The organism is Streptomyces sp. NPDC025793 (genome assembly GCF_055558375.1).
Genome location: NZ_JBVHMR010000030.1, coordinates 1 through 23,421, shown reverse-complemented (window position 1 = coordinate 23,421; position 23,421 = coordinate 1). Strand labels below are relative to the sequence as shown.

The following is a 23,421-nucleotide window of genomic DNA, read 5'->3' as shown; positions in this document are numbered from 1 at the left end:
CGTGAGAGTGCTTCGGGTTGCGCGCATCCGGTGCGTGCGATGCGTTCCGCGTGGCGGGTGCGTTCCGGTGTGCCGGGTGCGCTGGCGGCGCAGGGAGGGGTGCACGAACGGCGCCTGCCCCACCGAACTGCCCACCGACCTGCCTGCCGAACTGCCCAGCGGTTCGGCCGCGTTCGGGCGGCGGCGGTCAGCGCACGGTCCGCTCCGCGGGGCGCAGCGCCTCGGTCAGCGCGTCGAACGCCCGGTGTGCGGTGTCGTCGTCGAGGACGGCGCGGTCCCACACCATCCGCAGCTGGATCTCCGCTCCCTGGGTGACGGAGACGGCGAAGGGAGCACGGACCGGTCTGCCGTCGACGTGGATCTCCCGTCCCTCGACACCGGCCAGCGTGAGGAGCGGCCGGCGGCTGTCGTCGTCCACGGTCAGCAGTCCGTCGAGAGCACCGGTCCAGCCCGAGCCGGCCGCCCGCACCGCGGCCACGACCACGTCGAACGGGACGTCGGCCCGGTCGAGGTCGTCCCACCAGGCGTCGGCCGTCGCCTCCGCTGAGGGCTCGTCCGCGGTGTCGGCGGGGAAGACGACGGTGTTGAGGAAGCAGCCGACGACCGGGTCCGCACCGGCGGGGCGGCCGCCCCACGGATAGCCGAGCGGGACGACGTGGCCCGGCCCGTACAGCGCCCGTGCCGCCGAGCGGCAGGCGTCGAGCAGTGCGGGGAAGGGTACGCCGTGGTCGGGCACGGGCAGCCGGGCCCGGGCGGCACCGCTCGGGAGCGCGCCGTCGGGTACGCGCGCGGTGCGGGCCGCAGCGGCCTGGGCGCGCAGGGCGTGCAGCCGGTCCGCCCAGTACGCGGCCGCCTCGGGTGTCTCCGCCCGTTCCTCGGCGGCGAGTTGGAGAAGGACGGCTTCCCGGTAGGCGACGCGTTCGGCTTCTGTCCGCTCGTGTTCCCCGGCTGACGGACGGGGCCCGGTGACGTCCGCGGCGTACGCGGCGCCGAGTTCCTCGACGATCCGCGCCAGCGAGCGGCCGTCGCAGACCGCGTGGTCCAGGACGACGGCGACGATGTCCTCCTCGCGATCCGTGTCGCGTACCAGGAAGAGCCTCAGTGGTGGGCCGTCCGGATCCCAGCCGGCCAGCGCACGGCGCAGTGTGTCCGCGGGCCGTTCGCCCGGAGCCGGAGTCGGCCGGGTCACGTGGACGTCCGGGTCCCCGACGCACAGCACGGGGGTCCCGCGGACGACGGCCGGCCGCGAGCGCAGCACGGTGTGCCGCGCGGCGAGCCGGCGGGCCGCTGTCCGCAGACGCTCGGGGTCGACGGCTCCGTACGGGAAGGCGAAGAACATCGGCACCACGTCGGGGCGTCCCGACGGGTCCAGCGAACGCACCAGTACGAAGCGGCGCTGTGCCCCGGTGACCGGCAGCAGGGCGTCGGACCGGTCGTCGGCGGTGAGACGCCGGAAGCGGGCCAGGTACTGGCCGGTGATGCTGAGCACTTGGTCCTCTCAGTCGTGGCCGCGGTGGCGCGGCACGGGGCGGTGGCGGGTACGGACGATCTGCGGCCTGCCGTACGGGTACGGCGGTGGCCGGTGGCCGGCGGTGCTCGCGCGGAGTTGTTCCGGCCGTGCCGCTCGGGTCGGGCGGTCAGTGGGTGGGCGCGGGAGCGGACTGTTCGGCACCGTCCGCGGTGGTGGTCTCCTGCGGGCTCCCGGAGGCCGCGCCCGCCTGGAGGTCGCCGGGTCCGGGCAGGTCCCGCATCCGGCGCAGCGGGGAGAGCAGCAGCGGCAGCGGTACGGCGAGGAAGCCGGCGGCGCACCAGGCGAGCGCCGTGCGCGACCCGAAGGACCCGGCGAGAGCGCCGCCGAGGAGCGCGCCGAGCGGCAGGGTGCCCCACATGAGGAAGCGCAGCGTGGCGTTCATCCGGCCGAGCAGCCGCGGCGGGCACAGCCCTTGACGGAAGCTCACCTGGGCGACGTTGTAGACGACGGCGCCGAAGGAGACGACCGTCGATCCGGCGGCGAAGAGGACCGCGCCGAGGACTCCGTGGCCGGACAGCGGCCAGAGCACGGCGAACGGGCCGGTCACGATGACGGACAGGAGGATGACCCGGGCCTGGCCCAGCCGGGCGGCGAGGCGCCCGGCGCACAGGGCGCCCAGGAGTCCGCCGACGGCCGATCCGGAGAGCACCAGCCCGAGCGCGCCCGGCTTCAGCCCGACGACGCGGACGAGATGCACGGTCTGTGTCGCCATGAGGACGGCCGTGCAGAGGTTGGCGAGGGCGGTGGTGAGGGCGATGACACGGAGGAGCGGGTGGCCGACGACGAACCGGACGCCTTCGCCGATCTCCTTGCGCAGTGACCCGCCGTCCGCCGCCGCGGGCGTTTCCTCGGGCTGTTCGACGCGCAGCAGGAACAGGGCGGAGAGCAGGTAGCCGATGGCGTCGGCGATGACGGCGAGGTGCGCTCCGGCGAGCTGTACCAGTCCGCCGCCGACGCCGGGGCCCGTCACCTGGGCGGTGGAACGGACCGTCTCCAGGGCGCCGTTGCCGGCCACGAGCTGGTCGCGGGGGAGGATCTGCGGCAGGTAGCTCTGGTGGGCGACGTCGAAGAACACGGTCGCCACACCGGTGACGAGCGCGACGGCGTAGAGCTGGGCCATCGTCAGGACGTGGGCGAGCGCGGCGGCGGGGACGGTCGCCATCGCCGCGGCGCGCACCAGGTCCGCGCGGATCATCAGGGGACGCTTGCGCATGCGGTCCGTCAGTGCTCCGGCGGGCAGTCCGACGAGCAGGAAGGCGGCGGTCTCCGCAGCGGTCAGCAGACCCACCTGGAAGGCGGACGCATGGAGTTCGAGGACGGCCACGAGGGGGAGGGCCACCAGCGTGACCTGGGCGCCGAGCTGTCCGGTGGCAGCTCCCGCGAGCAGCAGCCGGAAGTCGCGTATGCGCATCGGGCCACCGGTGGCGGCTCGGGATGTGACGGACATGTGAGCGACATTCACCGAAACTGCGATCAGGAGTCAAAGGATCGCGGTCAGTTTCGGTCGATTCTTGCGCCTGTTTGGCACCAAGGTAGGAAAAGTTTCACATAAACGAGGTTCCTTCCGCATGAATTACCGTCACCGGCATGCCGCACGGGTTCGGTGGGGGCGGGCGACGACGCCGATGCGAGGGGCGCCTCGGGTGGTGCCCCTCACATGGGGCGGTCAGTTCATTCCTGACCGAAAATGCACATGTGTGATCACGGCCGTGCGGAACCTCTCATTCCGTCGGCTATGCGATTCTCGACCGCAGGTGTTGCTCCCGTCAGCCGTTCAGCACCGTGCGATCTCCCATCACCACGACAGGGTGGAGCGTGGGGTCGAGGGCGCGCAGCAGGTACTCCATCGAAGACTTGGACTGGCTTATGCACGCCGATGTGCCGCTGCCATGGTCCATGTGCAGCCAGATGCCGCCGCCTTCCGACTGCCCCTCCGGCCGGGCCGGGTCGTTGGGCGGGGTGCCCTTGACGCGGTTGTAGTCGATGGCGATCACGTAGTCGAAGTCGTGCCAATACGACCTCTTCCAGGACCGGGGAGCCTGGAAGCCCGCGGAGCGGGTGTACGGCAGCTTGGCCCAGGGCGCGGCGAGCACACCGCCCGCATCGCTCAGCGTGAACACTCCCACAGGGCTGCGTAGATCACCCTCGTGGTGATGCGTCGTCCAGCCCTTCCGCCCGTTGTGCGCCGGCCAGGACCGCTCCTGTCGCCACCCGGAGCCGTGTTGGGTGAAGACCGCCACGGTGGAGTCGGGGGAGTTCTCGCCCGCCCCGAACACGGCCACGACCTGACGCGAGTCGGCCGGCACCTGTTTCCACCACCGATCCCCGATGCCGGGTACGCGCTTCAGGGCCGTCTTTCGAGGGCGGGCGGCGTCCGCCTGGACGCGCGCGCCGGCGCTCCGGTGACCCCCGGCGCCGCACGCCGCGAGGGACAGCACCAACAAGACACCGCAGCTTGCGCCGGCGACTGCCCGCACGTGACCTCTGCTTCGCATGCGCCTCATGATCGCAGGCCGCTTCGAACGGCTGTGCACAGCTTGGTCCTACGCCGCTCGGTGGCCACGACGCGCGGTCGTGGACCGCAACTCCCACCGATGCCGGAGGATCGGCCGCCGATGGCGGCTGTCGATACGGTGGTGGGCCGTACCCGGAGCCGTTGTCACCGGCCGGGACACGGGCTGACGATGTGCCCTGTCGTGCCGTGCCGCCGGCGCCGGCCTCCCCGGCGGTTGACGGCCTTTTCCGGACTACTTCGCCTGCGCCGTCGCGGCGCTCGGCTTTCTGGCCCACCCGCAGCTCCGCACCGAGTGCCGGCGTGCCAGGACAGCCCCGGCACGCCGCGAGACCAGGGTCCTGGTCGCCGCGCCTGGCCCAGCCAGGGAGCAGCGAGTGAAACACGCCCTGTTGAGGCCGCCCGAGGCGCGCTGACTGAACTCTGCCCGGCTGAGCGCACACCTGGACCTCGCCGCCCACGCCCGTGTCCACCCGCCACTGGCCGAACCGGACCGGGGCGCTCTGCTCACCCTGGCCGAAGCCCTCGCCCTGTCCGGCCGCGGCGGCGTCGGCTTCCCGTTCGCCCGCAAGGCCCAGGCCGTGCTCGCCACTGCCGACCGCGCCGGCGCGCCGCCGGTCATCGTGGTGAACGGCGCCGAGGGCGAACCGGCCAGCGATGCGGACAAGACGCTGCTCGGCGGCACTTTGCACCTGGTACTGGACGGCGCCTGCCTGGACGCGTCCGCCTCCGGTGCCGAGGAGATCGTGATCGGCGTCGCCGCCGGCAGCCCCGGCGAGACAGCGGTCCCGGCCGCCGTCACCGAGCGTGAACATCCGTGCCCGGCCCGGGGCGTATGCCTGCGCGAGCGCTTCGTTTCCGGCGAATCGGGGCCCTGATCCGGGCCATCAACGGTCTGCCGGTGGTTCCGGCGCCGCTGAAGACCCGCGCGGCCGACGGCGGACCGGGCGGGGTGCGCCGGCGTCCGACGCTGCTCGCCAACGCGGAGAGCCGGGCCCGACTCGCCGTCGCAGCCCGGGTCGGTCCTGCTCACCGTCGACCGGCCCAGGACGAGGAGCTCGCGGCGGTCCGCACCTTCACGACCGAGCTGCTGCGCAGGCCCGACACCAACAGGTACATCTCGGGCATGATGTCCGGTCTCGGCACCCAGTACCCCGGTCTCGGCCCCCGAGTGATCGACCTGGAATCGACCACCGAGGCCGGCCTGGTCCACCGTCGACCGCGCCCCTCTCGAAAAGCCCCTCACCCGGCGGTTGGGCTGAGCTTCGCACACCGGGGCCAGGGCCGGGGCCTGCGCGGGGAGCCACGTCGTCGACTGGGAGCTTGCCGGACCCGCCCGGCCGGGCCTTCCCCCGGTGCAGTCCCGCATGGCGCCACACCGAGGGCGACGGACGTCGTCGCCGTCACCCGTCTTCGATCAGCGGCATCCGGAATCCGGGCGGGCGGACGGACGGCTGAATACGTCGCTCAACCCCCGGCGATCGCCCGCCAGTTGTGGGAGATCACCGCTGCTGTCCCGCCGAGGCGCAGGGCGCCAAGGGCCCCGCCACAGATGCACGCCGGCCTTCATCGGCGTCCGCGGGGCTACGTATGGTCGGGGATGCTGGTGCGGAAGACGGGCCAGCAGACTTCGGTCCGCCACCGAGTGCTGTCGGGGGTGTGGCGCCGGCTGTGCAGGTAGTACTCGCGCATCGGGCCCTGGACGGCGAGTGCGTGACGTGCGACGTACGCGGCCAGGGTGCCGTAGGCGCGGTCGACTTCCGAGGGCGGCCCGCAGTGCTCGATCACGGCGAGTTCGGCCGGTGGCACGAGCAGAGGTTGGACCCGTCCGACCGGGCGGAGGGGGCCGTCGCAGGGCACGAAGACGGTCGCCTCTCCCCGGTGCAGGGTGAACAGTTCGTCCCCGTACACGCCGCCGGCGTGCCCGGTCTCCCGCAGCCCCTGGCTCGCCACCGTCGCGAACAGTTCGCCGAGAGCGCCCTGGAACCAGGCTGCCATGTCCTGGCCCTCGACCGTCGCAGTGATCGCCGCGGCCTGGACGGCGCCGACGCTGCGGAGCTCGATACCGGGGAAGTCGGCGGAGGCGGGCGCCGACAGGAGGCCGCGCAGTGCCGCCACGGCGCGCTGGGTGCGGCCCAGTTCCTCCTCCAGCCGGTGCAGGTGCGCGCTGATGTGCCGATTGCGGGTGGGAACGTCTGAGGCGGCCAGGACCGTTCTGATGTCCTCCAGAGGCATCCCGAGGTCGCGGAAACGGCGCACGATCTGGGCCGTGGGGATCTGCTCGGCCGAGTAGCGCCGGTACCCGCTCCGCGGATCGACATCGGCTGGTTCGAGCAGCCCGATCTCGTGGTAGTGGCGCAGGGTTTTGACGGTCATGTGGGTGGCTCGGGAGAAGTCGCCGATCGACAGGTGGCTCGTCACCCGTCGATTGTGCGGCCTCCCGTAAGGGGAGAGTCCGGCGGAGCTCCTTGCCTTGACTCTCCCGCGACGGCCGCCGGAAGCCTGCTGCCCACGGCCGGAACCGGGCCGCCGATCACACCGAGCAAGGGAGCGGACCTCCATGTCACACATCACCACCGCCGTCGATGTCGACCAGGTCGTCGGTCGCTACGTCGCCGTCTGGAGCGAGGCGGACGCCGCCGCACGCCGGCGCGCTGTCGCCGAGCTGTGGGCCGCGGAAGGCGTCGAGTTCGTCGAGGGCATCCAGTTCCGCGGCCACGACGCACTGGTCGACCGGGTCGCGGAGGCGTACGGGCTGTTCGTCGCGTCCGGCACCTATCACGTCACGCACGACGACCACGTCACCGTTCACGACGACATCGTCATGCTCACCCTCCAGCTGACGTACGCCTCGGGCCCCCAGGTGGGCCAAGTGGCCTGGGCCGCCCGGGTCTTCCTCGCCCTCGACGACGACGGCAGGATCCTTCAGGACTACCACCTGACCGTCCAGCCACTGCCCGAGGCATAGGGCCTGGCCGGGCCGCCCCGCGCACGACGGCTCGACCTTCGAGGGCGAGATCAATGCCCGCCGCGTCTCCCGCGTTCAACAGTGGCATCGTGACCTGATCAGGCCGCACCCGGCGACAACCCCGGGGCACTGACGACGATCACCTCCTCCTCGGAGCTGTCCAAGCTCCAACTGGTCGAGCACCGCGTCCCGACGGCCTCTCTCGACAACCTGGCGAGCGAGATGGGCACGTCCCGCGGGGTCGACCAGGTGCTCGCCGGCGCCAACCACCCGATGCGGAACGCGGCGGACTGCCACAGCACCGAGACCGCCGCCCTGCCGGTGAAACCGACCGCTGAGTCCGCCTACTGCTGGGACACCGGTGACGCGGTGACGCAGGACTGGCTGCCGCAGTCCGTGACCTCTTCCGGGGACGCGGACAACGACGGCATGTGGGGCACCAACAAGGCCATCCTGGCCGGGTGGGGGGGCAGAACGGCGCCACCACCAGCGACCACATGGGCCGTATCGCGTTCATCGACGCCAACGATCCGGGAAACTTCGAGTACCGCTGGGTGCCGCCGGTCATCCCGCTCAACGGCGGTACCGACCACCGCGCGCTCAAGTCCCATCTCGGCGGCATGGTCTGGTACCAGGACAAGCTGATCGTCACGTCGTGGGAGGGGGACGCCGACAACAACGTGATGTACATCTTCGACATGAAGCGCATCCTCCAGGCCACCGTCAACACTTCCGCGATCGGCAAGGTGAGCGGCGGCTGGTCGGCGGACGGCTACCAGTACGTGATGCCGGCCATCGGCTCCTACAGCCTCGCCGGCGGGGCCTGCAACGCGGACAACGACGACTCCCGGCCGTGCTTCGGCTCCATCTCGCTGGACCGCAGCAGTGTGCCGGACAGCCTGGTCGCCACCGAGTGGTTCTCCTCCGGAGGCACCCGGCCCGCCCGCATCTGGCGGTACGACTTCAGCTCCGAGCCCGGCCACCTCGCCACGGACAGCAGCGGCCACGTGAACGCCTCGGCGGCGTACGAGACGAAGGCCGTCGGGCTGCAGGGAGTGCTGCCGCACAGCGCCACCAGCGGCGGCACACCGAACTTCTATGTCGACGACGCGCGCGGCGGCGTCGGCCGGCACGGCATCCTGTGGCGGCAGAACACCAGCGGGGCCAAGGGGGCCGCCAACTGCGGGCAGGACATCACCTACGCCTGCTGGGGCCAGCACACCGAGAGCATGTCCTACTGGTGGAGTACGGGCCGGGTGCGAACGCTCACCGAATGGGCGGCCGACAGCGCGGGGCGCTGGACGGGAACCGCTACCGCGATTCCGCAACGGGTCCTGTACTCCGTGCCGTTGTCCTCGGTGGACGGCTCACTCGGCTGACCGAGCCGTGTGCCCCGGCACAGCGGGTCCCGCCCCGCCTCACCCGAGTGCTTCGTGGCCGCGCCGCGACCACGTTCGAGGTTGCCGACGTCGGGCGGGGCGGTGGCACCAGCGCACCGCCCCGCGTCGGATGGGAAAACGTGCCGGTCCGGTCCTTTGCGGCGACTGATCGTCTCGTTCCTACTTGCCGCGCGCGGCGAGCCGTTCGGCGATCTCGTTCTTGACCGTCTCGTGCAGTTCCTGTGCCGTGAAGCCGAGGCCGCGCAGGATCCGCGCGGCCGGGCTCTCCTCGACGCGCATCAGGCCCAGCAGGGTGTGTTCCGTGCCGACCCAGTCGTGACCGAGGTCGGCCGATGCGCGGCGTGCCTGGACGATGGCCTCCTTGCTCTCCGGCCGGAAGGCGATGTGACCCCGCAGTGCCTTCTCCCCGGCCGGCGGCATGGCTTCCTCGATCGCGTCGCGGATGCGTTGCTCCGACTCGGTCTTCGCCACCAGCACCTCGTACGCCAGGCCCCGCGGTTCGCCGAGCAGGCCGAGGAGCATGTGTTCGGTGCCGATGAAGTCGTGCTTGTGCGTTCGGGCGGCCTCCTGTGCCAGCACGATGCCGTGCCGGTTCAGGTTGGTGAACCGCTCGAACGCGGCGGGCGCGTGGCGCTGCTGGGCGGCCTGTTTGGACACGCCGATGGCGTCGCCGATCTCGGTCCATGACGCGCCGGTCTGCTTTGCCTTGCTGACGTAGTGGTCGATGAGCTGGTCACCGAGGTCGGACAGCGTCTGCGCGCGAAGTCGCGCCTCGCTGATGCGGGCCAGTTCGTTGGCGTCGGGGAGTTCCTCGTCGAGCCGGGCGATCAGGTCGGCGAGGCTGATGTCGAGTGGGCTCATGCGTCAATTTTAAGTTGACGATCGGTCGCCGTCAACTTGTAATTGACGATCGGTGCGGCGCTCCTCCGGCCGTCCCGCTGACCCGGGTGCGCTACGGGATCCGAGCCGATCTCCACCGTGGGTGTCCCGGGCGGACGGTGCGGGGATGTGCCGGACGGGTTCCCCCGTCGGACTGATCGGCACCGCTGCGTGTCCCCTTGGCCGCCGTGATCGTTGCCGGGGTATGCGAAAGATCATCACGACCGCAGCGCTCGCCTTGGCCGCCATCGCCGTGGCTGCTCCAGCTCATGCCGACAGCGGCGACGGTGGCAACGGCAGCGTCGCCACTGCGCCGACCGGGGACATGGACCGTACGCTTCTGTGCGCACTCACTTCGATCACCGGAGTGGGCAGGGGCACTCATTTCTCCGACTGCGTGAATGGCGGCCCAGCGCAGCCGTAGCGCGGTCGGCAACGCATCCATGGAGCGGATCGGTACGACGGAGAAGTGCTCCAGGCCCGGTGGGGCACCTGGGCCGTGCCGACGGAGGCGGCGCGGCGCAGAAGAGTCATCAGTGAAGCGCGACCGCTGTCTCAACGGCGGACCAAGCGTCACGGGACCGCAAGTGTCCTTGGGCGGCGAAGCCCGCTGAAGCGGAGCCGCATATCGATGGGCCCTGAACCGCGTGAGCTCGATCTTCCCTCTCCTCGGACCGGCGGGCCGCCGACCGCTCGTGCGACGGTCCGAGCACCCCCCGCTCGACAACGGATCGGAGGCGACCGGGTCCCGCTCCGCTGCCGCCGTGTGGAGTCGGCGGGCTCGGCAGTTCCCCGCGCCGCCCGGCGCGGGGTCAACAGGAGAGGCTTGTTCGTTGACGTGGAGACAACGGTCCGCAGGTCCTGCTGACCGTTCCGCTGCCCGGAGCGCCCGCCTACGCGGCGAACGGTGACGGCACTTCACCGTTCGCCGCGTACAACATGCACGTCTCCGACAACGGCTCTCGGTGGGTCTCGGTGATCGCGCCGCCGGACCAGGAACGTTGACCGCTACGTGTCCTTCCGCCAGGCCGACCCCCGCAGGATCACCGGCTCCGACCATGACCCCCGGGACGGCGGCCGGACGAACCCCGCGACCGTTACGACACATGGGCCGACCAGGTCGAAGCCCGTGACGAGGCCGTGGTCGGGTGAGAGGGTCGCCCCGGACTCCTCGACCTCCTGCGCGCCGACGAGAACCTGCTGCGCACCGGCCGGCCAACGTGCCTCAACGGCCATACAGAGGTGCACTTTGCGGCTGAGCCAGGACAACTCGACCGGATCGGCCCCGCCCGCAACGACAACAACCAGATCCGTCTGACACCGTCCAACAGCCGGGTGCCCGCGTCGCCGTGCACCGACGACGTCGCCCAGCGCTGGTTGGCCGGGGGAGAACGGTGATCCGATCGGGACACCATGCCGGCTGACCGACTGCTCCGGCTTTCGAGCCAACTCACCCGGCATGGGGAGAACCAACCGCGGCCAAGGCTGCCCGGGTTGGGGGACACCGAGTACCTCTGGGAGCCCCACGCGTGTGGTCAGCGACGCTCCCGGGCGTTTCCGGGCGACGGTGCGCATGCTGGGCCTCGGGGCGGTGAACGTGGTGGGGCTGGCTGTCTCGCCATGCGACCTGCTGCGAACGCCGGAGCTGATCCGACGGTCCGACCCGAGCTGTGCTCGGTCATCGAGCCCCTGAACGACCGGTTGACGGACAGCCAGGCCGGGTGACCCGGAGTTGTCGTCGGAAACCGTCGCCGCCGCCCACCACAGCAGGCCGCGCCCGCCTGGCCCGGCTCCAGGAGCTGTTCGCGCACCCGCCGACGATCGAGTACACCGATGTCCTCGCAGCCAAGATCGCCGGTACTGCCTGCTGATCGGACTTACCATGACGACGTTGGCATGGGGGGACCGCGGTCCACCGCAGGGAGAGAACGGGAGCCGATGAGCCTTCGTCAGTTCGAGTACGCCCTGGCCGTCGCCGCGGAGGGCTCGGTGACGGCGGCGGCGGAGCTGCTGCACGTCGCCCAACCGTCGATGTCCCAGCAGATCCGTAACCTGGAGCGGGAACTCGGCGTGGAACTGTTCGCCCGTACCCCGACCGGACTGGTGCCCACCGTGGTCGGCCGCGCCTTTCTGCGGGAGGCGGAGGTCGCGGTCAGCGCGGCACGGCGGGCGAGGGCGACGGCGCGGGCCGGCGCCGATGAGCTGGTGGGCGAGCTGGTGGTCGCGGCGCAGTTGGGCTTCGGCACGCGGCAGTTGCCGGGCGCGCTGGGCGCGCTGCGCCGCCGCTTCCCACGGCTGGAGGTCACCGTCTTCGAGGAGCCGAGCTCCGCCGAGCTGGAGCGGCTGTGCCGCCGTGGTGTGCTGGACCTCGCCCTGATGGCGGCGTGCGAGCGGAGCCCCGCCGACGCCCACCACCTCGGCGACGAGGAGTTCGTCGTGGTGCTGGGCGCCGGGCACCGACAGCTCGCCGCGGACCGGGTAGATCTGCGCGAGCTGGAGGGGGAGCCGTGGGTGAGGTTCGACCGTGACAGCGCGCTCGACGGCGTGCTGCAGAACGTGCTGCGGGAGAACGATCTGACCCCGACCACGGTCGCCCGCGTGTCCCAGACCGCGACGGCCGTGCGCTGGGCCGCCCACGGGCTGGGGGTGACGCTCGTCCCGGCCTCCGCGGTCCCCCATGGTCACGAGCACCTCGTGCGCCCGGTGCTCCCCGTCGTGTCCCAGCCCGTCATCGCCGTGCTCCGGGCCGGAGCGGGCCCGGCGGAGACGGCCCTGCTCGAATTCCTGCGTCAGGAGATGTGGTCCGATTCCGCTTTCTTCTCACCGGTGCCCTGACGGCCTGGAGGGAAGCGGTTGCCGCTGAATTCCTTTTGCCGCACAACGTGCTCCGGAATTACATCGGCGTCAACCCCTGGGGAATTCTCCGCCGTCCACGACGAGATTGCTCCCGGTCAGCCAGCTCGCCCGGTCGGACACGAGGAACAGCACCGCGTGGGCGATGTCGTCCGGTTGGCCATCGCGCCCGAGCGGCACGGCGCTGGTGTTCTGGACCTGTGTCGGGTCCAGGCGCGCCCACTGCTCCCGCGTTGCTTCGCCGCCTGGGGTCACGACCTTGCCGGGGGTCACGGTGTTGACCCGGATCCCGAACGGGGCCAGCTCCGAGGCCAGCCCCCGGCTGTAGTTCTCCAGCGCCGCCTTCGCCGCCGTGTAGTGCAGGAACGGGCCTACCGGGGTGGGGACCACGGCCGAGGAGACGTGCACGATCGTCCCCGAACGCCGTTCCCGCATCCCCGGTACCAGCAGCGAGTCCAGCCGAACCGATGCCAGGTAGTTGAAGTCCAGCGCGTCCTGCCACTCCTCGTCGGGAATGGCCGAAACATCCTTGTACGGTCGCGCCCCACCGGCGTTGTGGACCAGGACGTCCACCCCGCCGAGCACTTCCTGCGCGGCCGCGGTGAGCGTCTCCAATCCAGCACGTGTCCGGACGTCGGCCGGCACCAGGGTGGCCCCCTCCGGCACTGCGCTCGTCGCCGACCTGGCGGTCGTGAGCACCTCGGCACCCGCGTCCAGGAGTTGGCGCACGACGGCCGCTCCGATTCCGCGAGAACCACCCGTGACGAGGGCTCGCTTTCCCTTGAGCCCTCGCGTTCCCGATCCGTTGTCGATCATAGTCATGCCATTGGTCCTCTCGATCGCGTCATTGTCCGCCCGACGGAAAAGGAGTCGACATGCGCAGCGCGTGAATCTTCGGAAGAATCGCGCCCGCCACCTCGTCGAGCTGCTTCACGGTACGTACGGAAAAGAGCGAGAGGCAAAGACGGAATGCCAGCAGGGGGCATAGGAAATTCCTATGGCGCCCGGCGAGAACCTGTCCGAGGCCAGCGGGCGGCCAACCGGCCCCACGCGGAGATCCGGCCCCCGCCGCGACCGACGGAAGGCGGCGTGACGGTGCGGGCGGAGCGCCAGCCGATGGGGACGGCGACGCAGGACAGCAGATCGTCGTAGGCCGGGACACCGGAGAGCGCCGAGCGTGCGTGAGGCAGCAGGGTTTCGGAGCGCCGGCCGTTGGACCAACGCGCTCGTCACCAGCGTGGAGGCAGTCCCGTAGCCCGTGTGCAGGGCCGGCTGGGCCACGTCCTTGCCCTGTGGGCCGGGCGGCTGTCCAGCGCGAGCCGACCCACGGTCAGAGGCCCGTCAGAGTTTGGTACCGAAGTCCTGGGTCCACAGCGGGCCGCCGGAGGTCTGGTTGACGCCCACGCCTATTTCCTTGAAGGCGCAGTTGAGGATGTTGGCCCGATGGCCGGGGCTGTTCATCCACGCGTCCATCACGGCCTGCGGGCTCGACTGGCCCTTGGCGATGTTCTCGCCGTATGTCGACCAGCGGTAGCCCGCCGCGGTGATGCGCTGTCCGGGGTCGGTGCCGTCCGGGCTGACGTGGTCGAAGTAGTTGCGGGCGGCCATGTCGTCGGAGTGGCCCTGAGCGGCCCTGTCCAGGTCCGCGTTCTCGCTGACCGGCGAGCATCCGGCGGTCGCTCGCTGCTGGTTCACCAGCGTGATGACCTGGGCGATCTGTCCGGAGGCCGTCGGCGGTGCCTGCGGTGCGGTGGGAGCGCTGGTGGTGATGGTCGGCCGGGGAGCGGGTGTGTCGGTTGTCCGGGCGGGTCGGGGGCTCTTCTTGGCGGGGCTCTTCTTCGTGTGGGTCGGGGAAGGTGACGGGGACGCCGAGGGCGAGGACGAGGCCGGTGCTGTGCTGGGCTTCGCGGCGTCGACGGCCGGGTCGTCGGAGGAGCGTTCGGCGGCGGTGGTGTGCGGCGCGGGGTTCGAGCCTGCGTACCAGATGCAGGCGCCCGCCAGGCCCGCCACCGCGACGGCTGTGCCGACGGCCCGCCGTCGTATGCGTCGGCGCCGCCGGGCCTTGCTGCGAGACGCCTGCCGTCCGGGCTCCGCACGGTGCCCGGCCCCACCCGGGCCTTCGCCGGAGGCGGAGGCCGGTGCGACACCGCTCGGTCCGAAGCCCGGCCGGGCAGCCGAGTGGCCGCCGTCTGCGTACGGCTCGGCAGAGGAAGGGATACCGTATCCGGCGCCGCCGTCGGCCGGTGCGGGGCCGGGCTGCGCCGGGAACGGGGTGGTTGCCGCGACCGGGGCCGCGGCGACGGCCGAGCGGGTGGCGGCGAGCAGCGCCGACGACGCCGCGACCAGGGCCAGCCCGGCCAGCAGGCCCTCGGCGGGCAGCAGGCCCTGCCACAGACCGCCGCAGCGCGTGCAGTCCCGGGCGTGGCGCGCTATTCGTTTGCGCCACAGCGCCGAGGGCAGTCCGTCCCAGGTGGCCAGCAGGGCGCGCTGGTCCTCGCACGGCGGGCGTGTGTCGAGTGCCCGTACCACCACACGGGCCGCTTCGAGGCGTGCCTTCATCCGCTGTACGCGGACAGCGGTGTGCTGGGGTGACAGTTCCAGGGCCGTGGCGACCTCGGCGCGGGTCAGTTCACCGGCGCACTCCAGCCACCACAGCGCCAGCACTTCCTGGTCGTCGGGCTCCAGCCAGCGGGTCGCGCGGGCCGTTTCCTGCCGTTGCCCGGACAGCTGGAGCCGCATGATGGTCAGGTCCACGAAGTCGGCGCCCGGGTCGACGAGTTCCCCGGCTTCCTCGACGTCGGCGGGGGCGAAATGCCGGTTGTGCCGGTATGCCCGCACGCGGTTCATGGCGATGGCCACGAGCCAGGAGCGGAAGCTCTCGGGGGTGCGCAGGTCACCGAGCCCGTCGAGGGCGCGGAGCATGGTCTCCTGGACCACGTCGTCGACGTCGATGGAGCCGTTCAGCGCCCGGCCCACGATGTTGTAGACCAGCGGGAGATATGCGCTGACCAGGGCATCCTGGGCCGCTGGATCTCCCGCTCGGGCGGCGTTCACCAGTGCCGCCGTCTCCTCCGTGCGCTGTGTACTCATCAAAACTTCCCTGTTCTCGACGCCGAACGGTGCTGTCCGATATCTGGGAGACCGCTGGGTGCGGCGCCGATAACGGTTACTCGGAGAATGGCTCGACTTCTTCGGTGCGTGGTCTGCCGCGAAGGCTCACAGCATCGACACACCGTCCGCAATGGAGGAGGTCACACCGAGCTCAAAAAGGGCGATGCCATGTGCGTCCGTCGTCTTGCAGGGTCCGGGCAGGACGCGCTCGAACGATGAGGTCGCCCGCCCTCCCTCGGCCGTATCCGGCAGGGCGCGGCGGCCGACTGCGGCCGAGGTCCCGCTGTCCGAGTCACGCCCGGGCGAGGCCGTGGACCACCGTGCGGACACCTCGCTGCACGCCCGACCATGTGCCCCCCGCCTGACCGAGCACCCGTCCGACCCTGCCCCCGCCCTGGCCACCACCACTGCCCTCGCCACCGGCACTGGCGAAGTGGGGGAGTGGCGGGGCAGGGCGCTCGCGCCCACCGCGCAGCGTCCCGTGGCCTCCGCCCCTGTGCACCACATCGGGCTTCGGCGAGTGAATGGGCTGTGCCGTGGGGTGTGAGGGGGACCTTTCGCGTTCCGGTCCGTCGTACGGAGCGTGCTTCGGTTCGGCGGGTGGCGTGCAGGGTGCGGCGGGTGGTGGTGCGCAGGTGGGTCAGGGTGTCGGGATCGGCATCCAGGGTGCAGTCGCCGTCGAGTGCACCGGGCCGGCGGCGGTCGGACAGTCACGGACCCACCGGGCCGGTGCGCAGCGGCGTCGTCACCGGTGCGTAGGCCGTTCCGTGGGCCTCGGGGGTGTCAGGCCATGAGCAGGAGCCGTGTGTTCGGGACGAGTTTTCGGTTCACGCTGGTGCTCTGCACGAATATGGTGAAGTCGTCGTTGTGGTCCGGCTTGACGCGAATCTCCTCGTCCGGCAGGCGGAGCAGGGCTCGGGCCGCGGGCCCCGTGTAGACGCGGTCCGTCTTCTTCTCCAGTACCGCGATCTGCTTTCGTGCCTGGACCTTTTCCGACTTGCTCAGTTGGTAGAACGCACCACCGGTGCGGTATGTGTGCCCGCAGGCGATGACCCAGTCCCGGATCGCCGCGTCGCGAGTCACCGGTATCAGCTGGTAGTGCGACGGATTCACCGGGGTGAGGCCGGCCGCCTTGATGGTGTCCTTGTTGACCGCCTCGGCACCCGTGGAGAACACCGCCCGCGATCCCCGGATGCCCCGGGTGCGCCCCACCATGAACTTCTCGGTGGCCTCCTGGATGACCTGCCCGGCCTCCTCCAGACCCTGTGTGCTCGTGGCGTCCCAGATGGCGATGTTGTCCTTCGGGAAACCGCACTGCATGGCCTCGCGCTTGCCCATCTGGTCCGGCACGAGGACGGCCAGCGTCCAGTTGTCCGCCTGTGTCGCCATCATCTTGGCCACGGCATCGACCAGTTCACGCGGGTCCCTGGCAGGGGACTCCGGGCAGCGGTGACTTGCGTTCTCCTGCCCGTCGGTGAGCACGAACGTCAAGAAGCTGTGGTCGCCGTACAGTTGGGCTGTCTGCGCGAGCTCCCGCTGTGACTTCAGTGCGGCCGCCAGCAGCGCAGTCATGCCACCGACCCGGTACAACTGCTTCAGTGACGGCATCCTCAGCACGTCCTTGTCGTAGATGACGCACTCCGCCTTGTCCGCGAAGACGTACACGGTGACGCGAGTCTCCTGGTCCAGTTCCCTCGACCGGCGGGCAAGATAGGCGATCTGCTGGTCTGCGACCTCGACGACCTTGCGACTCAGATGCGACATGGACGAACTGGCGTCCAGCACAAGAGCAACGTGATTGATGTAGTTCTGGCTTCCGGACAAGACAGCTCCCCCTCGTTCCGACTCGATGCTTCCACCGTCTCACGCACCACTGACAATCGATCTTGACTCCCCACGTGGACCCCGGTGCGTGTCAGCTCGCCCCGGGCCCCGCCCCGCACCGACCCGCTCAGCCCCGCCCGTCCCGCTTGGCCTGCGCCGTCAGCCACCCTGGTGCTGGAAGGCGCGACGATAGGCCGTGGGCGTGGTGCCGACAGCGTCACGGAATCGGGCGCGCATGTTGGCGCCGCTGCCGAGGCCGCACCGGGTGGCGATCTGTTCCACCTGGAGGTTTGTGGTCTCCAGGAGTTCTCGCGCGCGGTTGACGCGGGCGGTAAGGAGCCATTGGTGGGGGCTTACACCGGTTTCCTGCCGCCATAGGCGGGTCAGGGTGCGCAGGGAGACGCCGGCGTGGTCGGCGAGGCGGGGGATGCTGAGGTCTTCGTCGAGGCGGCGCAGGGCCCATGTCCGGGTTTCGGTGAGCGTGGTGGCCTGGGGGGTGGGGAGGCTCCTCGCGATGTACTGGGCCTGTCCGCCGTCGCGGTGTGGGGCGGCGACGATTTCCCTGGCGATGTCGTTCGCGACGGCTGCGCCGAGGTCTTTGCGGACCATGTGCAGACACAGGTCGATGCCGGCCGTGACGCCCGCGGAGGTCAGGACGGTGCCGTTGTCGATGTAGAGGACATCGCGGTCGACGCGCAGCAGAGGGTAGAGCTCTTCGAGGGCATCCGCGCTCGCCCAGTGCGTGGTGACGGTGCGGCCGTCCAGCAGTCCGGCCGAGGCGACGGCGAAGGCGCCGGTGCAGATGGAGGCGATGCGTATCCCGGCGCGGCCCGCGAGCTTGAGCGCGGCCCTCACCCGTGGGTGCGGAGGGCGCCGGAAGTCCTCGAAGCCCGGGACGATGATCGTGTCCGCGTCGGCGAGCGCTTCGAGTCCCGCGGTCAGTCCGAGGTGAAACCGGCGCTGGTGCTCACGGCCTCCTCGGTGTCACCGCACACGGTCAGCTCGTAGGGGGTGTTCGGACGGGTGTTGAAGATCTGCGTGGGGATCCCCAGATCCATGGGCAGCACGCCGTCCACCGCCAGGACCATGACCTGGTGCCTGTTCATGGCCGTAATATTACGGCCGTTTCCATGTCCCAGAGGGGGCCAGCCAGTCGCCCTTCCGGGAGCAAGGGGCATCACGTGGGTAAATCTCCTGTTCAGGCCCGGATCATCCGTCCGAAGAGCAGTGGCCCATCTGCACCATGCATCGGGCCCATGCATGGCCCGAAAAATGTGCATGCTGGCAGATGAGCCGTGGCGTGGCAGGGAGGCTCCGGAGCAGGATCGAAAAGCGAACGCGGGGCAACCGGCTTCACACACCAGTGGACCGGCCCGAGAGCCCCGGCCATGGACGAGGAGTTGACCGTGACTTCGCAGAATGTGGTGGGCCGCTTCTTCGACGTGCGGGGCGGCCAGGTGTACGCCCACGTCCGCGAGGGTGACGGCCCGGCTCTGATCTTCCTCCACTACTGGGGAGGATCGCGGCGCACCTGGATCCCGGTGCTGCAGCGTCTGGACCCCGGGCAGGGCTTCGTGGCCTACGACCACCGCGGATGGGGCGACTCCACGAGCGTGCCGGGACCTTACGACCTGGAGCAGCTCGCGGACGACGCGCAGCGGGTCATCGACGTGCTCGGAGACTCCCGCCATGTGCTCGTCGGGCACTCCATGGGCGGCAAGGTGGCCCAGCTGCTGGCCGCACGCAAGCCCGCGGGCCTGGCGGGAGTCGTCCTCGTGGCGCCCGCGCCGCCCGCACCGGTCGGGGTGACCGCGCAGATGCAGGAGACGATTTCCCACGCCTACGACGACGAGGAGGCGGTTCTTCAGAGCATCGACCTGATGCTGACGCACGGCGGGCTGAGTCCCGAGCTGCGCCGCCAGGTGGTCGAGGACAGTCTGCGCGGAGGCGTCCAGGCCCGTCTCGCCTGGCCGCGCCAGGGCCTGGTCCAGGACGTGTCGGCCGGTGTCTCGGCCATCGAGGTGCCGGTACTGGTTCTCGCAGGCAGCCACGACAAGGTCGACCCCCCGACCGTGCTCGCCGACCACCTGCTGCCCCTGATCCCGACTGCCTCGCTGACTGTCCTGAAGGGAACCGGCCACCTCTCGCCCCTTGAGGTGCCCGACCAAGTGGCCGCGTGCATCGATGCGTTCGTCGCTCAGCTGTAGACAGAGCACGGCACTGCAGCCGCGCATCACTCTCCCCGCGGGTGACCGGGCGCCGCTCCATGTGCCGTACAGCCGCCCTTGTACCCGGACCGCATCCACCCATCAGGGCGCCATCCGGCGACCGTACCGATCTACCCCGCACCCGGGAACCTGACAAGAGAGACGCATCGCGACCACCGATGCACACCCGTCCGCCTTCGAGCGGCTCGACCTCCGAGTCGCTGTTCGTCGCCTGCGTCCTGCACGACATCGGGCTGGCCAGGCCGTGGCCCACGCGTCCAGATCACGATCGACCCTGGGGCTACGAGGCCGGTGTGTTCCTCAGGAGGTGGTCGAACCCGAGCGGGGGGCGTCCGAGCAGTTCGGTGATGTCGTTCGTGGCGCGGTCGTAGCGGTTTTCGCGGTGGAGCCGGGCCATGGTGGCGACGTGCTCGAAGACGTGGGGCGGCAGGTCTGCCTTCTTCAGGTCGTCTTCCAGCCACTCCTCGTACGGCACGTCGACATAGGTCACGGGACGGCCCAGGGCGGTGGAGAGTTCGGCGGCGATGGCATTCATGTCACGGGACTGTGCGCCGGTCAGCTCGTAGACCCGGCGGGATGGCGCGGTCGGGGCGAGCAGGAGATGTGCGATCACCTCCGCCACGTCGGCCGCGGCGACCGGAGAGGTCCGGGCGGAGCCGAACGGGAGGCGAATCGTACTGTCACGCTGGACCGAGGCGGCTGCGACCCGGGCGAACAGCGGGTTCTCCATGAAGACCGTGGGCCGCACATGTACGACCGGGGCCCCAGACCAGTCGAGGACGTGCTCGGACAGCCAGTGCAGTCGCTGCTGCCGGGATTCGGTGGTGCTGGTGAGGCTCATTTGCGACACCGTCATCTGCGACATGCTCACCAGCAGATCGAGGCCGTCACCCTCCTGGATGGCCGCCGCAACTGTCGTGGCGGCCTCCAGGTATACCGGGGACACGCTCATCCCGAAGTAGGCGCGGTGGCAGCCCGAGAGTGCGTCGACCACGTCGGCGCCGTGCGTGAGGTCGCCGACCACCACCTCCACGCCGTGCAGGGCCCGCAGCGCCGCGGCCCGTTCGTCGTCGTGATGCACCAGAGCCCTCACCGGCATACCGCTCGCTCGCACATGATCGAGGACCATGTTTCCGACTCCGCCGACTGCGCCACCGACGCCGGTGACAAGGATGGGTCCTGCGCCCATGTCGATCGCCTCCTGTAGTTCGGACCGCGGTGTCCGGTTGCTCGGGAATGTCCGGCCTCGGGTTCTGTCGGTCGTCCACGCGTCTGCCGACCGACGCCTGGGTGATGTTTGTCCGCAAGTCCTTCTGCCCTACCGGATTCCCACGGCGGGGAGACTGCTGAAGGGCTTGTGGACATGGGCTCACCTGATGTTCTGATGGCTGGTCATGAGCCGGGGACGATCACCATCCGGAAGCGCGCCTTGCCGGCCGGCGTCTTCCGGCAGTCGGTGTCCTCGCCGTCCAGTGGCACGGCCTCGGTCACAGGTCGGATGCCGTGCAGGGCACTGAAGGACATGGCCTTCCTCGACGTCCGATGCGGTGCCGGCCGGGTGGCGGTGCAGGATGTAGGTGCCGGTGAGCAGTTGGGACGGGGGTGACGCCCAAGAGGATGGTGTCGGCTCCGATGACCACGAGTTCCCCGCGGGGGAGGCGGGCCAGGCACGGTAGCGGTGCTGGCTTCGGAATTCTCGGCGGTGGCGAGGACGCCCCGGCGCGAACGAGGGACTGGAGGGACCTGGCGACCGTGGTGCCGCAGGCGCTGTCGACGTAGTGGTGAGCGCCGGGTCGCCGGGCGAAGTCGGCCTTCTCCACGCCCCGTGCGATCGCCACGGGCCCGAAGCCCGTCGCCGCCGCGAACTGCACCCCGAGATGGCGGAGGCCGCCGAGACCGAGCACCGCGACCAAGTCGCCGGGCCGAGCGGAGCTGTTCCGCAGGCCGCTGAAGACGGTGACGCCCGCGCAGGCCACGGCCCGGCATCGGCGGCCGAGAGCGCGCCGGAGAAGCGGACCAGGGGCTCGACGCCCACAAATGGTTGTCGTGCATGTAAGGATCTTTGGAGTGGCACTCGACGTGGGCACTCACCAACACGATGGCCGCATCCCAATCCCGGAGCCGTTCCGCTGCCCGGACCAGCTCGAACGACTCCACAGCATGAGTATCGCTTAGCGCTGCCCCTCGCGCGTCCGGTCGGCGACAGCGGAGGAGAGCGCTGGCGATGCCCGGCGTAGGCGAGGAAGTACTCGGCTCTGCGGGCGTAACGGTGGTGAAGGTGGCGGAACCCGTTGATTCGCGACATGGTTCGCTCCACCGGCGATGGGTTCAGGCGGTCGGAGCTGTCGACGTTGGTGCAGGGACCCACGCGGCATTGGCATCGGCGTCCATTACCTGTCCCGACATCTCCGCTCGGCGGCTCGGCGGCTCGGCCTCGGCCTCACCGTCCACCGGGCGCGGCAGCTTGTTTGGAAGATGATGGACCGGGCCGACACCATCCTCACGATGGACGTCCCACCGCTCGACGTCCTCCGCGAAGTCTGCGGCGAGAGCAATCGGCCCAAACTCGCCCAGGGCCTCGGTGACCGGGACATCCCCGACCCCGATAGGCAAGGACCAGGAAGTGCTCAACGCGCGTGCCGTCCTCGTCGAGCCGGGAAGGGCTCTTCATGTCCGCCGGCCTCACCGGTGAGCGGCTGGCTCGCGGCGGACGGAATCTCGTCCACGCGCCTGGCCGACGTGTCCGGACGGCCGTATGCAGGGGGTCGCTCCGCCACGCCCCGCCGAACGCGGGGGTCGGCCAGGAGCGGACCTACCGCGTCCGGCGGTCGGGCCGATGTCACCTTGCTGGTGAGGGTGACCGCCGCTTCGCTCCGCTTCAGGTGCCGAGCGTTGTGCGTCTGCTCGTTCCCGGCCGACGACGTCAGCGACACAAAAAAGGTGGGTTTGCTTAGTTCGGCCAGTTTCGCCTGTGTCCCCGCCCCACTCCTCGACATCACCACGTCCGCGGGCGTCGGCACATGGGGCACCGCGTCGTTCACGAACCCCGGCAGGTGGTGGAGGCCGGCAAGCTCGGCCGGCAATCCAGCCGCCCGCACCCGTAGACCTGCCGCGTTGTCCAGGCTCCACCGGTGGATTACGTTCACGTCCGGAACTGCCACATCCCCGCCGGTCGCCAGCACCACGTCGGGCTGGAACCGGTCGGTCGCCCGACGAGCTCGGAGTACGCCGAGCGGCACCCGGGCCATGTCCTTCACGGCGGCTGGCGACGCCAACTTCGTATGTCCGTCGGTCCCGCCCCCTCCGCCCGTGACGACGAGGCGGAGAGAAGCGCGGTCCACTGCCACCTCGTCCGCGGTGTGAGCGGGCGCCCGGACAGGCCGCACAGCGGCACCGGATCGGTCAGGGCGGGTGCTGTCACTGTCCGGCGCCGGCAGCGGGACCCGGGAGACGCATGGACGGCCCGGGTGACGGAGCGTGGGGGGCTTTCAGCAGTGGGACGATCCTGGTGGCGCGCCTTGCAGGTCTCCGAGGAGCGCAGCGTGCCGCGCTTGGGGACAGGGGGCCTACAGTTTGGTCATCTTGGCGTACGGGCTCAGGATCCGCACCTGCTCTGAGCCGAAGTCCACAAGTACCGCGATTCCCTCCTCGATGCTGATGACCCGGCCGAGGCCGTACACGTCGTGTGTGACCTGGTCGCCTTCGGTGAAGTGCTTGGGAGCCGGTGTGACGGGGGCCTTGAAGGGGCTGGTGGGCAAGTGTCGCTTCGGTGCAGCAGGCTTTGTCATTGCCCCTAGTATGCGCCTACCGCCCGCACTGGTGGCAGTCTCGCTCATCGTTCGGTTCCACTCCGGCAGGAGTCGGGCCTGCTCGTCGGTCGGCAGACGGGCGGTGTCGGGCGGTTCGGCTTCACTATCAGGCCGCACGACCCGTACCCTTCGTGGTGTCTACGGCGTCAGATAGCGGGCGCCAAAATCTGGAGGCAATACCTCGTGCTGATTGCTCAGCGTCCTTCGTTGACCGAAGAGGTCGTCGACGAGTTCCGCTCCCGGTTCGTGATCGAGCCGCTGGAGCCGGGCTTCGGCTACACCCTCGGCAACTCCCTGCGCCGTACC

At 70.4% G+C, this 23,421-nt stretch carries 19 protein-coding genes and 2 pseudogenes; 7 read left to right on the top strand and 14 right to left on the bottom strand.

Annotated features, from left to right (window positions below):
• Positions 1 to 187: 187 nt before the first annotated feature.
• The 3 genes from ACZ4MF_RS36465 to ACZ4MF_RS36455 form a co-directional block, all read right to left on the bottom strand.
• Positions 188 to 1,489 carry a non-ribosomal peptide synthetase gene (locus tag ACZ4MF_RS36465; protein ID WP_467496947.1) on the bottom strand — a complete coding sequence of 434 codons (1,302 nt, stop codon included), beginning with the start codon at positions 1,487 to 1,489 and terminating at the stop codon, positions 188 to 190.
• Positions 1,490 to 1,637: 148 nt separating this feature from the next.
• Positions 1,638 to 2,978 (bottom strand): MFS transporter, encoded by a 1,341-nt coding sequence (locus tag ACZ4MF_RS36460; RefSeq protein ID WP_467496946.1) that lies wholly within the window; start codon positions 2,976 to 2,978, stop codon positions 1,638 to 1,640.
• Between the two features lie 319 nt (positions 2,979 to 3,297).
• Complete coding sequence (locus ACZ4MF_RS36455) at positions 3,298 to 4,026, bottom strand: hypothetical protein (RefSeq protein ID WP_467496944.1); 729 nt, start codon at positions 4,024 to 4,026, stop codon at positions 3,298 to 3,300.
• A gap of 433 nt (positions 4,027 to 4,459) precedes the next feature.
• Here ACZ4MF_RS36455 and ACZ4MF_RS36450 point away from each other — a divergent pair, with 433 nt between their 5' ends.
• On the top strand, positions 4,460 to 4,921 hold the full coding sequence (locus ACZ4MF_RS36450) for a hypothetical protein (RefSeq protein ID WP_467497058.1): 462 nt from the start codon (positions 4,460 to 4,462) through the stop codon (positions 4,919 to 4,921).
• A 706-nt stretch (positions 4,922 to 5,627) separates the two neighbouring features.
• Here ACZ4MF_RS36450 and ACZ4MF_RS36445 read toward each other — a convergent pair.
• A complete protein-coding gene (locus tag ACZ4MF_RS36445) occupies positions 5,628 to 6,464 on the bottom strand; it encodes a MerR family transcriptional regulator (RefSeq protein ID WP_467496942.1) in 837 nt (278 codons plus the stop codon).
• A gap of 139 nt (positions 6,465 to 6,603) precedes the next feature.
• Between ACZ4MF_RS36445 and ACZ4MF_RS36440 the strand changes: the two genes are divergently transcribed.
• Positions 6,604 to 7,011 (top strand): hypothetical protein, encoded by a 408-nt coding sequence (locus ACZ4MF_RS36440; RefSeq protein ID WP_467496940.1) that lies wholly within the window; start codon positions 6,604 to 6,606, stop codon positions 7,009 to 7,011.
• 461 nt (positions 7,012 to 7,472) lie between these two features.
• Complete coding sequence (locus ACZ4MF_RS36435; RefSeq protein WP_467496938.1) at positions 7,473 to 8,390, top strand: hypothetical protein; 918 nt, start codon at positions 7,473 to 7,475, stop codon at positions 8,388 to 8,390.
• A 180-nt stretch (positions 8,391 to 8,570) separates the two neighbouring features.
• On the opposite strand, the gene ACZ4MF_RS36430 is transcribed toward ACZ4MF_RS36435, so the two are convergent.
• Together ACZ4MF_RS36430 and ACZ4MF_RS36425 are read right to left on the bottom strand one after the other, a co-directional pair.
• Positions 8,571 to 9,272 carry a Clp protease N-terminal domain-containing protein gene (locus ACZ4MF_RS36430; protein ID WP_467496936.1) on the bottom strand — a complete coding sequence of 234 codons (702 nt, stop codon included), beginning with the start codon at positions 9,270 to 9,272 and terminating at the stop codon, positions 8,571 to 8,573.
• Between the two features lie 1,026 nt (positions 9,273 to 10,298).
• Positions 10,299 to 10,526 (bottom strand): hypothetical protein, encoded by a 228-nt coding sequence (locus ACZ4MF_RS36425; protein WP_467496934.1) that lies wholly within the window; start codon positions 10,524 to 10,526, stop codon positions 10,299 to 10,301.
• 6 nt (positions 10,527 to 10,532) lie between these two features.
• Here ACZ4MF_RS36425 and ACZ4MF_RS36420 point away from each other — a divergent pair, with 6 nt between their 5' ends.
• The gene (locus ACZ4MF_RS36420; RefSeq protein WP_467496933.1) at positions 10,533 to 10,688 is read left to right on the top strand and encodes a hypothetical protein; all 156 of its coding nucleotides are present in this window, start codon (positions 10,533 to 10,535) and stop codon (positions 10,686 to 10,688) included.
• A gap of 540 nt (positions 10,689 to 11,228) precedes the next feature.
• Positions 11,229 to 12,125: a LysR family transcriptional regulator gene (locus tag ACZ4MF_RS36415; protein WP_467496931.1), complete on the top strand. Its 897-nt coding sequence runs from the start codon at positions 11,229 to 11,231 to the stop codon at positions 12,123 to 12,125.
• A gap of 69 nt (positions 12,126 to 12,194) precedes the next feature.
• Here the strand turns inward: ACZ4MF_RS36415 and ACZ4MF_RS36410 are convergent, their stop codons facing one another.
• The 4 genes and pseudogenes from ACZ4MF_RS36410 to ACZ4MF_RS36395 form a co-directional block, all read right to left on the bottom strand.
• Positions 12,195 to 12,965, bottom strand: a complete 771-nt coding sequence (locus ACZ4MF_RS36410) for an SDR family oxidoreductase (protein ID WP_467496929.1) — start codon at positions 12,963 to 12,965, stop codon at positions 12,195 to 12,197.
• 519 nt (positions 12,966 to 13,484) lie between these two features.
• Positions 13,485 to 15,233: a sigma-70 family RNA polymerase sigma factor gene (locus tag ACZ4MF_RS36405; protein WP_467496928.1), complete on the bottom strand. Its 1,749-nt coding sequence runs from the start codon at positions 15,231 to 15,233 to the stop codon at positions 13,485 to 13,487.
• A gap of 804 nt (positions 15,234 to 16,037) precedes the next feature.
• The gene (locus tag ACZ4MF_RS36400) at positions 16,038 to 17,078 is read right to left on the bottom strand and encodes a vWA domain-containing protein (RefSeq protein WP_467496927.1); all 1,041 of its coding nucleotides are present in this window, start codon (positions 17,076 to 17,078) and stop codon (positions 16,038 to 16,040) included.
• A 159-nt stretch (positions 17,079 to 17,237) separates the two neighbouring features.
• Positions 17,238 to 18,184 (bottom strand): annotated as a pseudogene (locus tag ACZ4MF_RS36395) (GlxA family transcriptional regulator).
• Positions 18,185 to 18,484: 300 nt separating this feature from the next.
• Between ACZ4MF_RS36395 and ACZ4MF_RS36390 the strand changes: the two are divergent.
• Positions 18,485 to 19,285 carry an alpha/beta fold hydrolase gene (locus ACZ4MF_RS36390; protein WP_467496925.1) on the top strand — a complete coding sequence of 267 codons (801 nt, stop codon included), beginning with the start codon at positions 18,485 to 18,487 and terminating at the stop codon, positions 19,283 to 19,285.
• Between the two features lie 301 nt (positions 19,286 to 19,586).
• Here the strand turns inward: ACZ4MF_RS36390 and ACZ4MF_RS36385 are convergent, their stop codons facing one another.
• The 4 genes from ACZ4MF_RS36385 to ACZ4MF_RS36370 all read right to left on the bottom strand — a co-directional run bounded on the left by ACZ4MF_RS36385 (position 19,587) and on the right by ACZ4MF_RS36370 (position 23,094).
• Positions 19,587 to 20,495, bottom strand: coding sequence for an NmrA family NAD(P)-binding protein (locus ACZ4MF_RS36385; RefSeq protein WP_467496923.1), 909 nt, complete (start codon positions 20,493 to 20,495; stop codon positions 19,587 to 19,589).
• 203 nt (positions 20,496 to 20,698) lie between these two features.
• On the bottom strand, positions 20,699 to 20,830 hold the full coding sequence (locus ACZ4MF_RS36380) for a hypothetical protein (RefSeq protein WP_467496921.1): 132 nt from the start codon (positions 20,828 to 20,830) through the stop codon (positions 20,699 to 20,701).
• A 1,103-nt stretch (positions 20,831 to 21,933) separates the two neighbouring features.
• Positions 21,934 to 22,554 carry a glycosyltransferase gene (locus ACZ4MF_RS36375; RefSeq protein ID WP_467497056.1) on the bottom strand — a complete coding sequence of 207 codons (621 nt, stop codon included), beginning with the start codon at positions 22,552 to 22,554 and terminating at the stop codon, positions 21,934 to 21,936.
• 318 nt (positions 22,555 to 22,872) lie between these two features.
• A complete protein-coding gene (locus tag ACZ4MF_RS36370) occupies positions 22,873 to 23,094 on the bottom strand; it encodes a hypothetical protein (protein ID WP_356031115.1) in 222 nt (73 codons plus the stop codon).
• Positions 23,095 to 23,298: 204 nt separating this feature from the next.
• On the opposite strand from ACZ4MF_RS36370, the pseudogene ACZ4MF_RS36365 reads away from it, so the two are divergent.
• Positions 23,299 to 23,421: pseudogene (locus ACZ4MF_RS36365) on the top strand (DNA-directed RNA polymerase subunit alpha); the annotation flags it as partial.